Annotated in this window: 14 protein-coding genes; 11 read left to right on the forward strand and 3 right to left on the reverse strand. The window is 67.6% G+C overall.

Annotated features, from left to right (window positions below; translation table 11 throughout):
- Positions 1-4 precede the first annotated feature (4 nt).
- The gene (locus FXN61_RS11200; protein WP_167972933.1) at positions 5-1,162 is read right to left on the reverse strand and encodes an MFS transporter; all 1,158 of its coding nucleotides are present in this window, start codon (positions 1,160-1,162) and stop codon (positions 5-7) included.
- 149 nt (positions 1,163-1,311) lie between these two features.
- Between FXN61_RS11200 and FXN61_RS11205 the strand changes: the two genes are divergently transcribed.
- Positions 1,312-1,707, forward strand: coding sequence for an ATP-binding protein (locus tag FXN61_RS11205; RefSeq protein ID WP_167972936.1), 396 nt, complete (start codon positions 1,312-1,314; stop codon positions 1,705-1,707).
- An 82-nt stretch (positions 1,708-1,789) separates the two neighbouring features.
- Complete coding sequence (locus FXN61_RS11210; protein ID WP_167972939.1) at positions 1,790-2,191, forward strand: ATP-binding protein; 402 nt, start codon at positions 1,790-1,792, stop codon at positions 2,189-2,191.
- Here FXN61_RS11210 and bla read toward each other — a convergent pair.
- Positions 2,184-3,056, reverse strand: coding sequence for a class A beta-lactamase (gene bla / locus FXN61_RS11215; protein WP_167973003.1), 873 nt, complete (start codon positions 3,054-3,056; stop codon positions 2,184-2,186). The genes FXN61_RS11210 and bla overlap by 8 nt on opposite strands.
- A 34-nt stretch (positions 3,057-3,090) precedes the next feature.
- Complete coding sequence (locus FXN61_RS11220) at positions 3,091-4,206, reverse strand: alpha/beta hydrolase family protein (protein ID WP_167972941.1); 1,116 nt, start codon at positions 4,204-4,206, stop codon at positions 3,091-3,093.
- 134 nt (positions 4,207-4,340) lie between these two features.
- On the opposite strand from FXN61_RS11220, the gene FXN61_RS11225 reads away from it, so the two are divergent.
- From FXN61_RS11225 to FXN61_RS11265, 9 genes are all read left to right on the forward strand, one after another.
- Positions 4,341-5,717 carry an extracellular solute-binding protein gene (locus tag FXN61_RS11225; RefSeq protein ID WP_223165399.1) on the forward strand — a complete coding sequence of 459 codons (1,377 nt, stop codon included), beginning with the start codon at positions 4,341-4,343 and terminating at the stop codon, positions 5,715-5,717.
- Positions 5,710-6,606, forward strand: coding sequence for a carbohydrate ABC transporter permease (locus FXN61_RS11230; protein WP_188134943.1), 897 nt, complete (start codon positions 5,710-5,712; stop codon positions 6,604-6,606). The genes FXN61_RS11225 and FXN61_RS11230 overlap by 8 nt, the downstream gene beginning before the upstream one ends.
- Entirely contained in the window at positions 6,603-7,424 is an 822-nt protein-coding gene (locus tag FXN61_RS11235; protein ID WP_167972943.1) for a carbohydrate ABC transporter permease, read from the forward strand. The genes FXN61_RS11230 and FXN61_RS11235 overlap by 4 nt, the downstream gene beginning before the upstream one ends.
- Positions 7,424-8,407 (forward strand): ABC transporter ATP-binding protein, encoded by a 984-nt coding sequence (locus tag FXN61_RS11240; protein WP_167972945.1) that lies wholly within the window; start codon positions 7,424-7,426, stop codon positions 8,405-8,407. The genes FXN61_RS11235 and FXN61_RS11240 overlap by 1 nt, the downstream gene beginning before the upstream one ends.
- Before the next feature lie 4 nt (positions 8,408-8,411).
- Complete coding sequence (locus FXN61_RS11245) at positions 8,412-9,107, forward strand: phytanoyl-CoA dioxygenase family protein (protein ID WP_167972947.1); 696 nt, start codon at positions 8,412-8,414, stop codon at positions 9,105-9,107.
- A 119-nt stretch (positions 9,108-9,226) separates the two neighbouring features.
- Positions 9,227-10,048 (forward strand): ABC transporter permease, encoded by an 822-nt coding sequence (locus tag FXN61_RS11250; protein WP_167972949.1) that lies wholly within the window; start codon positions 9,227-9,229, stop codon positions 10,046-10,048.
- Entirely contained in the window at positions 10,045-11,055 is a 1,011-nt protein-coding gene (locus FXN61_RS11255; RefSeq protein WP_167972951.1) for an ABC transporter substrate-binding protein, read from the forward strand. Before FXN61_RS11250 ends, FXN61_RS11255 begins: the two co-directional genes overlap by 4 nt.
- A complete protein-coding gene (locus tag FXN61_RS11260) occupies positions 11,052-11,846 on the forward strand; it encodes an ABC transporter ATP-binding protein (RefSeq protein WP_167972954.1) in 795 nt (264 codons plus the stop codon). The genes FXN61_RS11255 and FXN61_RS11260 overlap by 4 nt, the downstream gene beginning before the upstream one ends.
- A 3-nt stretch (positions 11,847-11,849) precedes the next feature.
- Positions 11,850-13,667: a toll/interleukin-1 receptor domain-containing protein gene (locus FXN61_RS11265; RefSeq protein WP_167972956.1), complete on the forward strand. Its 1,818-nt coding sequence runs from the start codon at positions 11,850-11,852 to the stop codon at positions 13,665-13,667.
- Positions 13,668-13,690: the final 23 nt, after the last annotated feature.

Consider the following 13,690-nt stretch of genomic DNA (forward strand, 5'->3'; position numbering starts at 1 on the left):
GCGGTCACGCCACCGGTTGCGGGACCCGTGGCGTGAGTTGAACCAGCGACAACGCGCACGCGAGTGCGGCGGCCACTCCGGCGGCGATCACCGGCGCGACCTGTTCGAAGTCGTACAGCAGGGTGCTCAGCATCGGCCCGATGATGAACGTCAGCCCGTAAGTGGCGTTGACCAGTCCGGCCACCAGGCCTTGGCGCTTCGGTCCGACGCCGAGCGAGGCCGCCGCGGCGAACCCGGAGACCGCCAGGCCGAGTCCGACCGCCACCACCAGGAACGCCACCGCCGCCAGCCACAACGACGTCGCAACCGCCAGAACCGCGTAGCCGGCCATCGCGATCGGCGCACCGGTGCGCATCAACCGGGCGGCAGGCCACTTCACCAGCGGCACGACCACGCCCTGCGTCATGACGAGCCCGAGGGCGGAGACGAGCAGCACGCCGCCGACAGCGAACGAAGAGGTGGTGAACTCCAGCCGTTCCCTGACCAGCAACGCGACGACGACCTGCGCAAGTCCGAACGACAGGTACATCAGGAACCCGACGCCGAAGGCGGGCAACAGCTCCCACGGCCGCGTTTGGACCGTCTGCTGCGGACGTTCGACGGGCGGCTTGAAGACGAGGAGGACCACGACCGCGAGCAGCAGAGCGATCACCGGCGCGAGGTACAGCGGCAACATCAGCGACACCACCGCGAGCGCGCCACCGACCGGCGGTCCGATCACGGCGGAAAGTCCTTGCGCCGCACCGACCAGGCCGACGGCTCGAGTGCGTTCCCCTTCGCCCACCGTGACGGTGCCCGCGACGGCGAGCGCGGCGACCGGCAGCACCGCGAGCCCGGCACTCAACAGGAAGCTGCGGAACACCAGCATGAACGTGAACGCGAGGCCGGGCGTCAGCGTTTCGTCGAGGCCGAACGTCACCGCCGCGGCGAACCCGGCCAGCCCGGCCACGCACAGGACGAGCCCGGCGATCAGCACGGCACGCAGCCCGATGGCGTCGAGAGCCAGTCCCCAGAGCGGGCTCGCCAGGGTGAACGCCACGGAGGCGATCGTGAGCACGAGCCCCAGCTGGGTCGCGGTGAGGTTGAGATCGTTGGACAGCGGCGCGAAGATCGGTGTGAGCAGCTGCTGCGCCGAATACATCACCGCCAGTGCAACCAGCACGGGCGACAAGGATCTGAGCACGCGGTTCCCCCTGGAGTTGCGGCGGCGTGATCAGATTAACCGGAGTTCAAGCTTGTGAACTCGTTGGTTTGGCGGCCGATGCAATCGGGTAACCCGCCCCCGAACTGATCAACTGACCGAGGAGCGGTTTGGCGCGCGACCAGGCAGCGAGGACGGGCGAGGCGGCACACCTCCCACTGGGCAGGCAGCGGCCGTCACTCGCGACCGTCCGGCGCTGGGTGCGCCTGGAGCTGATGGGCGAGAACACCGACTGCGTCGCCGACGTGCTGTTGGTGGTCAACGAACTCGTCAGCAACGCCTACCGCTACACCTCGGAACCGTCGTTCCTGCGCGTGGTCGTGGAGAAGTCCAGGTTCCGCGTCGAGATCGCGCACGATGCCCGCGCCCACCCGCCGCTGCGCAAGGTCTCCCGTCCACAGCGGGGATATGGCCTGGTCCTGGTCGCGCGGCTGTCCGATCGCTGGGGCGTGGACAGGGCGCACGGAGGTACTGTGGTGTGGGCCGATCTTCCGAGGCGACCGTGATTCCAGTTCGAAGGGTTTCGATTTACGCGCTCGTGGGTACGGATCCTCGTGCCTTGAACGAACAGGGCGCGGGGAGATGCTGATGGGTATTGCAGGACGGTCCAGCGAACGACTGGACCTCGTCCTACCGGAGGGAATCCTGCCGCTCGCGAACGTGCGAGCGGAGGTGCGCCGCCTTCTGCTGGGGATGCACGAGAACGTGGTGGTCGACGTGATGGTCGTTGCCACGGAACTCGTGAGCAACGCCTACCACCACGCCGCCGCACCACGTCGTGCCCGAATCCTTCGCCTGCCAGAACGCGAGGTCGTGCGGGTGGAGGTCGACGACGGAACGCCCGGCCGCTTCCCGCAGCTCGGGCGGATGGGGTTCCTGGGGCGGCGGCAGCGCGGGTTGTTGCTGGTGAACGGTTTGGCGCAGGTGTGGGGTCACTACCGGTACCCCGACTCGAAGACCGTGTGGGCGGACGTGTCCTCGGTCAGATGAGGGTCTTGACGACGTAGGCGGTGGCCTCGGCGATGAGAGCCTCGTCGTACTTGGCGTCCGCGGAAGACCTGCTCGACATGATCGCGATCAGGATCGGCTCCCGGCCGGGCGGCCACACGACGGCGATGTCGTTGGCCGTGCCGTAGTCGCCGGTGCCGGTCTTGCTCGCGACCTTGCTGCCCTGCGGCACGCCCGCCCGGATGCGCTTGGCTCCGGTGACCGAGCGTTCCAGCAGGTCCTTCAGGAAGTCGCGCTTCTCAGGTGGGAGGGCGTCTCCGAGCACGAGCCGCTGGTAATCCGTGCCGAGCGAGCGCGGGGTGGCGGTGTCTCGCGGGTCGCCGGGCGTCGCTTCCGTGATGGCGGGCTCGACGCGGTCCATGCGGGTCTCGTTGTCGCCGAGCTCGCGCAGGTACCTGGTGAGCTCCGCGGGGCCGCCGAGGTCGCGGAGCAGCAGGTTGCCCGCCGTGCCGTCGCTGAACCGGACCGCGGCGTCGCACAGGTCGCGGAGCTTCATGCCGGTCTGGACGTGCTGCTTGGTGATGGCCGAGCTCTTCATCAGGTCGGCCTCGGTGTAGGTGATGACGGTGTCCAGGTGCGTCATCGGGTTGCGGTGCAGAACGGCGGCCGCGGCGAGGCCCTTGAACGTCGAGCAGAAGGCGAACCGTTCGTCCGCCCTGTGCTCGATCGTGCCGACGCCGGCCGCGTAGACGCCCAGCCGTGCGTCGAACTTCTTCTCCAGCTCGAACAGCGCGTCGTGCCGTACGGGTGTTGCGCTGGTCGTCGTTGTGGTCGTTGTCGGTGCCAGGGCAGGGGGTTGGTTGGCCGCGCAGCCGGCGAGAGGGAGCAGGGCGAGCGTTTTGAGCATGGTGCGTCGAGCGGTCACCCGTCCACGTTATCGATCACTCCACCAGACGGATCCCCGGATGGCGCGGCCGGTCGAACAGCTTCGTGCCGCGGTGCTTGAGGTGCAGGTCGAAGAACGCGGCCACGTAGTCGTGCTGGGCCTTCAGCGCATCCCGCGGGTTGATCGTCCCGATGAGACCTGCGCGGCGTTCCGGCGTGACCTGAGCGATCTGCGGCACCGACCACTGCAGGTCGCTGAACCCGAAGTGCGCGCCGTCGTCCAGGTGCACGTCCCGCTTCCAGCCGCGCTGGTTCGGCCAGAAGTCGGCCCACGTCCGGGTCAGGCTCGTGTCCACGTGCGAGAGTTCCCGCTCGCCCATGTCACCGCCGAACAGCAGGAACGGCCGGTCCAGGCCCTTGGTGACCACCTCGCCGGGCGCGTAGGTGCCGCCGTCGCCGGTGTGCTCCATCGCGCCGTCGATGTTGATGCCCGCGTCGAACCGCCGGTCGCGCACCATCGTCTCGCCTGCCGTGTAACCGCCGAACGAGTGCCCTGCGATGCCGACCCGGCTCGTGTCGGCCCACCTGTGCAGGCCCGGCACCTTGTCGAGCACGAACCGCATGTCGGCGACCCGCGTGTCGATGACCTTTTTCATCGTTTCCGGGCTGCCGTCGGTCTGGCCGAACTCGACGCGGTTGCCGGGGAACTCCACGAGCAGGCTTTCGTACGTGTGGCTCACGGTCACCACGACATAGCCGCGGCTCGCCAGGTCGTCAGCGGTGCTCGCGTAGAACTCGCGTGGTGCCTGAAGTCCCGGTGAGAACAGCACAACAGGCCATTTGCCCGGCACTGCCGGCGCGTCCACTCGGGCCTGTCGCAGCGTGCCGGACCAGTTGACCGTCCCGGCGGGAACGTCGAGGAACGCCGGGCTGGAGAGGATCGGGTCCGCCGCCGTGGCGAAGCCCGGGGCCAGCCACGGCGCCTGCTGTCCCTTGCGCTGGGCCGGATAGCTGACGGTCACCATCAGTTCCCGGTTCTTCGACGGCTGGAACGGGTCGAGGCGCGCGGAATCGGTGAGGTGAGCGTCGAACGTGCCGACCGAGAACGGGCCGCTGAGCTGCGGCGATATCAAGGTTGACGCGGCAAGGGCAGCCGCCATCAGCAGGTGCATTGTTGATCTACCCCCTTCGTGCGGAAGCCTTCCAGGCGCGCGCTGAGAGGGGGCTGAGAGCTTGTGGCGCCGATGATCCAGTGCCATGTTGGGAGCTGACGGACCAGCTGGTCATCTGGGTGGGGAGATCACGGATGCGGCGAACGAAGATGTTCGGGCTGCTGGCGGTGTGCGGGTTGCTAGCGGGCTGTCTCGGTCAGACGCAGGGCGGTGATCAGGCGCGCAACGCCGACGCCAAGGAGATCACGCTGACGATCGTCGCGAACGCGGCGCTGGGCGGGAAGAACGCCCGCGGGGCGAACTGGCTGCAGAACTGGGTGATCCCGAAGTTCACCGAGCAGCAGAAGGCCAAGGGCGTCACCGCGACGATCAAGTTCGAGCAGAACGGCACCGGCGACGAGGACTTCAAGACCAAGGTCGCGCTCGACCTCAAGACCGGCGGTGGCGGCGACATCATCGAGATCGACGGCATCTGGCTGGGCGAGTTCGCGCAGGCGGGCCAGATCAAGCCTCTTGACGACGTTGTCGGCAAGACGGACTGGGACGGCTGGAACCAGATTCCCAAGGCCGTGCAGGGACTCGGCGAGTTCGACGGCAAGCGCTACGGCGTTCCGATGGGCACCGACGGGCGTGTGCTGTTCTTCAACAAGAAGCTGTTCGCGCAGGCCGGGTTGCCCGCGGACTGGCAGCCCAAGTCGTGGCAGGACGTGCTCGACGCGGGCGCGAAACTCAAAGCTCTGGGCGTGACGCCGATCCAGCTCAACGCCGGAACCGCGATGGGTGAGGCCACGACCATGCAGGGCGTGCTGCCCGCACTCGTCGGAACCGGGAAACCCATCTACGACAACGGGAAGTGGCAAGGAGATTCGAGCAACGTCAAGGACGTGCTCGGCCTCTACCAGAAGATCTACGGCGGTGGCCTGGGCGATCCCGTGTTGCAGCAGGAGGCCAACGGCAGGCAGCGGTCGTTCACGCTGTTCAGCGAGAACAAGATCGGCATCCTGCTGGAGAGCGACTACTTCTGGCGTTCCGTCGTGGAACCGAAGAACGGCGTGGCGAAGATGGCCGATCGCGACGCGGCCGTGGGCTGGGCTCTGGTTCCCGCCAAGACTTCCGGTGCCGGGGTCGGCGGGCAGGACTTCGTGAGCATGTCCGGCGGCGGCGTGCGGGTGATCAACCCGAACACTCAGTACCCGAAGCAGGCGTGGGAGTTCATGCAGTTCCTCAACTCCGCCGAGGCCGTGAAGGAGTCGCTGGCGGGCACCGCGCAGCTCACCCAGCGCCAGGACGTGAACGACCAGGTCCTCTCGGGTGACCCGATGCTCTCGTTCATCGCGGAGAAGGTCCTGCCGATCACCCGGTACCGGCCGGGCCTCGCCAACTACCCCAAGGTGTCGGCGGCGCTGCAGCAGGCGACCGCGGACGTGGTGTCCGGCAAGAGTCCTGACGACGTTGCTCGCGCCTACCGAGAGGCAGTGGTGAAGGCGGTCGGCGAGGAGAACGTTGGCTAGCTCCGTGCCGGACAGTTCGGGTCTGGACAGTTCGGGTCTGGGCGTCCGGCGCGCCGTCGGGTTCGTCGCGCCGGCGCTGGTGCTGATCGGGATCTTCCTGGTCTTCCCCGCGCTGTGGACGCTCTACATCGGCATCACGAACTACCAGCTCACCGGACCCGCTGCGGCCAACCCGCGGGTCGTCGGGCTGGACAACGTGCTCGAGGCCGTCCAGGACCCGTTGTTCACCAACTCGGTGTGGCTGACGGCGTTGTTCGTGCTGTTCTCGGCGGTGATCGGGCAGAACGTGCTCGGCTTCGCGCTGGCGTGGCTGTTGCGGTCGGCAAGCCAGTGGTTGCGGCGGACGGTCGAGGGTCTGGTGCTGCTCTCGTGGATCCTGCCCAGCACGGTCGTGGCGTTCCTGTGGTTCGCCGTCCTCAGCCGCGACACGGGCACCCTGGGGCTGCTGCTCGGCTCGCCGGAGACGTCGTGGCTGGTGCAGTACCCGATGATCAGCCTGATCATCTTCAACATCTGGCGCGGCACGGCGTTCTCCATGCTGCTCTACACGTCGGCGCTGGCCGCAGTGCCGCCGTCGCAGCTCGAAACGGCGCGGCTGGTGGGTGCGTCGGGCTGGCAGACCGTGCGAGACGTCGTGTTCCCGCACATCCGCGGGCACGTGCTGACGAACACGCTGCTGATCAGCCTGTGGACGGCCAACGACTTCACGCCGTTCCTGCTGACGTCCGGTGGCCCGAACCACCAGTCGGAGGTGCTGCCGGTGCTGATCTACCGGCAGGCGCTGGAAAGCGGGCAGCTCGGTTACGCGTCGGCGATGTCGTTGCTGCTGCTGATCGGCAACCTGGCTGTCGCACTGGTGTACCTGCGGTTGCTGCGGAGGCGTGCATGAGTCCACTGTGGATTCTCCGCAGGATCGGCTTCTACGTGCTGATCACGGTGGTGCTGGCGTTCTTCGCGGTGCCGATGCTGTGGCTGGCTTCCGCGCCGTTCGACTCGAAGCCCGGCCTCGGGTTGCGGTGGCCGGACTGGACGTTGTCGAACGTCTCGGCGACCTTCGACCACCCGTACACGTTGTCGTCACTGGTGAACTCGTTGATCCTGTGTGCGATCGCCACGGTGGTGACGACGGTTCTGGCGGCTTTGGCGGCCTATGCGCTGTCACGGGTGCGGATTCCTGGACGGGATCTGCTGCTGTACCTGTTGCTGTTGCTGTCGTCCGTGGTGACCGGCACGGCCGCGATGGTGCCGATCTTCGTGATGATGCTGCAGCTCGGCCTGATCAACTCGCAGTTCGGCACGGCGCTGGTGATCGCGGGCGGCATGTTGCCCGCGGCCATCTTCATCCTCAAGGACTTCATGGACGCCGTGCCGCGCTCGTACGAGGAGTCGGCGCGGGTGTTCGGTGCCTCGCCGTGGCAGGTGCTCGGCCACGTCATGCTGCCGGTGGCACGGCCCGGTGTGGCGACCATCTTCGTCTGGGCGTTCGTCAACGCCTGGGGCAACTTCCTGCTGCCGTTCCTGCTGCTGCGCGACGTCGGTCAGCAGCCGGCGGCGGTGCTGCTGCGCACCCTGTACGACGAGGGCGGCAGCGCCAACCTGACGGTGATCCCGGTGTTCTCGTTGCTGTACTCGATCCCGGTGGTCGTGCTGTACCTGTTCGTGAACAAGCGGTACGGGTTCCGATTCCACGGAGGCATCAAGAGCTGATGGCGGGCATCACGATCGCCGGTCTCTCCACCGTCTACCCCAACGGGGTGCGGGCGGTGGACTCGCTGGACGTCGAGATCTTCGACGGCGAGCTGTTCGCCCTGCTCGGCCCGTCCGGCTGCGGCAAAACGACTTTGCTGCGCACCATCGCAGGCCTGGAAGGCGCCTCCGAGGGTGCGGTGTCGATCGGGCCGCGTGAGGTCACCCGGCTGCAGCCCGGTGACCGCCGGGTGGCGATGGTGTTCCAGGACTACGCGTTGTTCCCGCACATGACCGTGGCGGAGAACATCGCTTATCCGTTGCGGGTGCGCGGTGTCGCGAAGTCCGTGCAGCAGGAGACCGCTGTGCGCACGGCGGGCGGGCTGAGCCTCGGGGCGTTGCTGGATCGCCGCCCAGGGCAGCTTTCCGGTGGCCAGCAGCAACGGGCGGCGCTGGCCCGTGCGGTGGCCGCGTCGGCAGAGGTGCTGCTGCTGGACGAACCGTTGTCCAATCTGGACGCCCGGTTGCGGCTGGAAGCACGTACGTTCTTGAAGAAGCTGCAGCGCGAGCTGGAGCTGACGACCGTGTTCGTGACGCACGACCAGGCCGAGGCACTGGCGCTGGCCGACCGGATCGCGGTGATGGACGCGGGCAGGATCCGGCAGCTCGGCACGCCGCGTGAGGTGTTCCAGCGGCCGGCCGACACGTTCGTGGCGAACTTCATCGGCTCGACGCCCATGAACCTGGTGCCGCGCGGAGACGTCGTCGTCGGTGTCCGGCCCGAGTACCTGACACCGGCCGCTTCGGGACTGTTCACCGGCACGGTGTCCATTGTGGAGAACCTCGGCGTCACGTCGCTGGTGACGCTGGACTGCGGCGAGGACCAGATCGGGTACGTCGTGCCCGAGGACGACGAACCCGCCATCGGCACCACGGTGACCGTGGACGCACCGCCCGCACGCGTTCTGCGCTATGACAAGGAGACCGGCCTACTCGTGAGGTGAACCGATGTTCCAGACCGACGGTTACGAGACGCACGGCCGCCTGCTGGCCCCGTCGAAGTTCGAGGCACTGGCCCAGCACTTCGAGCGGAAGCTGGCGGCGCTGCCGGAGGGCGAGCGTCCCGAGCACATGGACGTGCCGCACCTGACCGACCCGGCGCTGTTCGAGTGGCTGCTGGACTCGGACGTGCTGGACCTCGTCGAGTCGCTGATCGGCCCGGACATCGCGCTGTTCTCGTCGCACTTCATCTGCAAACCCGCCGGCGACGGCAAACCCGTTCCGTGGCACCAGGACGCGCACTTCTGGCGCGACAGCATCGACCCGGCGGGCGACGCGATCACCGTGTGGCTGGCGATCGACCCGTCGACGGTCGAGAACGGCTGCCTGCGCGTGATCCCCGGCAGTCATCTCGCCCCTGTCGAGCACACGGGTAACGCCGACTCGTTCTTCAACCAGGAAACGTCCGTCGACGAGTCGCGCGCCGTCGACGTGGAGCTGGAGCGGGGCGCCTGCAGCATCCACTCGGCGATGCTGGTACACGGCAGTCCGCCGAACCGCAGCACAATGCGGCGCTGCGGCTACACCATGCGGTACATGCCGACCACTGTCCGCTTTCTCAAGTCCGGCTCGCACGAGGTCTACCTCGCGCGCGGTCGTGACCACGCGGGAAACGCCTACGCGCCGGTGCCAATGATCGGATGACCTTCGACGGTGGAGACGTCAAGTCGGTGGTCTGGTCCAGCTTGATCGATCCTCCACCTTGACCGGTCGGTGAAGCCGGACATAGCGTACGGGAAAGCGCTTTCGACCTAGGGAGCTTCGTGAAACCGGTTTCGGGGGACCGCTGGCGTGGTGTGATCGAGCGGGCGTGGCGTCCGGCCGCACTGCTCGTCGCCTGTCTCGCGATCTGGCACCTCATCACCGTCACGGGCCTCGTCGAGGCCTATCTGGTGCCGTCGCCGGGCAAGACGTTCGACCTGCTCGTGGACAAATGGTCCTACCTTTGGGGTCATACCTGGGTGACCACGTACGAGACGATCCTGGGTTTCGTCATCGCCGGCGTCCTCGGCGTCCTGATGGCCGTCGCGATGGTCTACTCCAGGACGATCGAGAGCACGGCCTACCCGATCCTGCTGTTCGCGCAGGTCATCCCGAAGATCGCCATCGCGCCGCTGTTCGTGGTGTGGCTCGGCTTCGGCTTCGAGCCCAAGGTGATCGTGGCCGTGCTCATGGCGTTCTTCCCGGTCGTCATCTCCACGGTCACCGGTCTCAAATCGGTCGACACCGAGATGCTCGAGCTCGCGGCCACGATGGGCGGCGGCCCGGTCAAGACGTTCGTGAAGATCCGCTTCCCGGCCGCGCTCCCGCACCTGTTCGCCGGCCTGAAGGTCGCCGTGACGCTGGCCGTCACCGGTGCTGTCGTCGGTGAGTTCGTCGGCTCCAACGAGGGTCTCGGCTACGTGATCCTGCAGGCCAACGGCAACATGGACACCCCGATGCTCTTCGCGGGCCTGATCGTCATCTCGCTCGTCGGCATCCTGCTCTTCCTCCTGCTCGACCTCGCGGAACAGCTGATGCTGCCGTGGCACGCCAGCCGGCGAGGCGCCGCCGTCACAACCCTTCTAGCGAAAGGCGGATCATGAAGAAACTGCTCGCAGGCCTTCTCCCCGCGATGCTGGTGGTTGCCGCCTGCGGAGGCGGTGGCGGCACGTCCTCACAGGGCGGCAGCGGCGAGACCAAAGAGGTCACGCTGACTCTCAACTGGTACCCGTACGGCGAGCACGCGCCGTTCTACTACGGGGTCAAGCAGGGGATCTTCGAGAAGCACGGCATCAAGCTGAAGATCCAGGCGGGCCAGGGCTCCGGCAAGACCGTCACGGCGACCGGCGCCGGCCAGACGGACTTCGGCTGGGCGGACACGTCCGCGCTCGCCACCGCGGTCGAGCAGGGTGTGCCTGCCAAGAGCATCGGGGTGTTCCTGCAGACTACGCCCGCGTCGGTGCAGTTCTTCACCGAGAAGAACATCAAGAAGCCGGAGGATCTCAAGGGCAAGTCCGTCGCCACGACCGCGGGTGACGCGCTGACGAAGACCTTCCCGGCGTTCCTCAAGCAGAACGGCATGCAGGAGTCCGACGTCTCCGTCCAGAACATCGACCCGGCCGGCAAGATGGCCGCGGTCATCTCCGGCCGCACCGACGTGCTGCTCGGGTTCGCGTCCGACCAGGGGCCGACGATCAAGGAGAAGTCCGGCAAGGACGTCTCGTACCTGCGGTTCTCCGAGTTCGGGCTGAACTACTTCAGCAACGGGCTGCTCACCAGCAAGTCCATGCTGCAGAAGGACCCCGACCTGGTGAAGAAGATGGTCACGGCGACGCAGGAGGCGTGGACGGCGGCCGAGAAGGCACCGGAGGCCGCGGCAGAGTCGATGAAGGGCGCCGCCGAGCAGCTGCCGTCGCCGGCGGTCGTGCTGGAGCAGTTCAAGACGACGCTGACGTTGCTGCACACCGATGCCACGAAGGACAAGGCGCCGGGCGTCAACACGGTGGACGACTGGAAGAAGACCATCGACACGTTCCAGAAGACCGGCATCATCAAGGAAGCGTCCGAGCCTTCGGCGTACTGGGAAGAAAGCGTTGCCCCGAAGGGATGAGCGTGACTCTGGGAACCACCACCTCCGCCGTCGCGATCGACGACGTCTCCGTGCGCTTCCAGTCGAAGCGCACGGAGGTCACGGCGATCCAGCAGGTCTCGCTCGACGTCGCTCCCGGCGAGTTCGTGTCGATCGTCGGGCCGTCAGGCTGCGGCAAGTCGACCCTGTTGAAGCTGGTCTCCGGCCTGCTCAAGCCGTCTTCGGGCTCGGTGACGCTGCTCGGCGAGGAGGTCCGCGGGCCGCGGCACGACATCGGGTTCGTGTTTCAGCGGGCGGCGTTGCTGGAGTGGCGTTCCGCGCGGCGCAACATCCTGCTGCAGGCCGAGATGCGCGGCATGAACCCGGCGGAGGCCGGTAAGCGCGCCGACGAGCTCATTGAAATGACCGGACTCTCAGGGTTCGAGAACGCCCTGCCGCACGAGCTGTCCGGTGGCATGCAGCAGCGCGTGGCGTTGTGCCGCGCGCTGCTGCATCAGCCACGCGTGCTGCTGATGGACGAGCCGTTCGGCGCGCTGGACGCGTTGACCCGCGAGCAGATGAACGTGGAGCTGCACCGGGTGTGGCGGGAGACCGGCACGACCGTGCTGCTCGTGACGCACTCGATCGCGGAGTCGGTGTACCTGGCGAACCGGGTGATCGTGCTGACGCAACGGCCCGCAGTGGTCAAGGAGGTCATCGACGTCGACCTGCCCTCGGAGCGCGACTACTCCGAGACGATGGCCCGTCCTGCGTTCTCCTCGGTGACCGCGCACATCCGTGACCTGCTCGGAGCCGTGACAGGGCACGATTGATCGGTGCCGAACGTATTCGTCAGCTACTCAAGGCGGGACTTCCACGCTGCCGAGGCGCTCACCTCGGTGCTCGCCGCGTCCGGCCGAGTCAGCACCTGGCTGGACGTCGAGCACCTGCGGCCGGGCACCGACTGGGAGATCGCGATCAACGCCGCGATCGACCACGCGGACGCCCTCGTCGTCGTGGGGTCGCCCGCCGCCGTCAAATCCCAGTGGGTCACGGGGGAGTGGCAACGCGCGCTCCGCAACGGCACTCCGGTGCACGTGGCGCTGGTTCACGACACCGAACTGCCGCCGGAGCTCACGTCGGTGCACGATCTGCGCGGCAGCTTCTTCGCCGAGGCCCGCAGGCTGGTCGGCGTCATCTGGGGCCAGGTCGAGCCACGCCCCCGGCGCCGGTTCCCCCTGTCGCGGCAGATGGCTCTGCTGTGGGCGGTGCTGCTGTTCTGCACGGTGACAGCGGGCGTGGGCGCCACTCTCGGCTGGGACATCGGCCAAGTGCTCCAGCCGGTTCATGCTGGCCTGGCGCGGATCGGCTTCGCAGCGGCGCTGGCGAACGTCCTGGTCGCGGGCGGGCTGATCTACCTGATGGTGCGCCTGTTCCGGCGGACGGTGTCGCCCTCGTGGTTGCGGGAGGGGCTGGCCGCGTCGTGCCTCAGCGTGGTGTTGTCCGTGGTGGGAACGCTGATCGTGGGCGGCAGGTCCTATCTCGCAGCGGCCGGGCCGGACCCGCGGACCGACTCGGCGTGGCTCTACCTCGCCGCGGGTGCGGCCGCCGTGTTCGGCGCGGTGCTGGTGGCGCGCTCACGCACCATCCACCTGGAGATGCCGACCGGGCTGGGCTACGACCACATTCGCGGCCGTTTCAAAGGCCATCGGGTGAGCAAGCGCCGCATGCGCCGGTTCGCCCACATGTGGGCCCTCTACCGGCCGAAGATCGACGCGTTGAAACAGGTGACCGGCGTGGGCTCCGCCGCCACCTACTGGGTGTGGTGCCATCCCGAGGACAAGCCGATCGCGAACGTGATCGCCGGAACGTGCGAGGCCGCCGGGTTCGCCAAGGACGAGGGCGATCCGCGGTGGGCGTTCGTCGTGGTGAGCACGCGGACCCCGGCCGAGGTGATCCGCAACGCGCGGGAGGTCTTCGGTGATCGTGCCGTCTTTGTGCTGGCGACGAGCCTGCACCTGGCGGAGGACGACGCGGAGCTGCGCCGTTACCAGTGGCTCGACTTCCGGGAGCAACAACCGGAGGAGCTGTACGAGTTCCTGCGCACCGCAGTCACCGGCATGCCGGGCGAGCGCGGCATGGTCACCGTGCCCACGGGCGTCGACACCTTCCGCGCGCCTCGCTACATCACCAACTACCTGAGGTTCGGCCGCATGATGATCGGCACCGCCGCCGCGCCGCCGCTCGGGTTGATCTTAGCCGGGGACTTCGTCCGCGCGGTCCCGGTGGTGCTGGTGACCCTTCTGCTCGCCGCGTCGGTGATGAACCTGATGCGGCGGACGGCGGACCGCACCGTCACCGCGGGCGGATGGTTGATCAGAACAGTGGTGGCGTTCCTGTTGTTCATCGGCTGGCTGGTGCTGGCGCCGAACATCCAGCACATCCCGCCTGTCAACCGCGTCGGCTTCGCCGTCATCGTGGTGTGGCAGCTGTTCGGCTCCACGAAGGCGATGCTGGCGTTGTGGCTGCCGCCCGAGGAGGGGCAGAAGGTCCTGCTGGCGTCGCCACCGGTGACCCCACCGGGGTACGCGTTCGGCGTGTCGCTGTTCTCGCTGGTGCTGGCGACCGGCTACATCTTCCTGACTCAAGCTTGACCGGGCTTGACCAGCGCACTTGT

Origin of the sequence: Lentzea indica (assembly GCF_012184385.1) — a bacterium.
Lineage (GTDB): Bacteria > Actinomycetota > Actinomycetes > Mycobacteriales > Pseudonocardiaceae > Lentzea > Lentzea indica.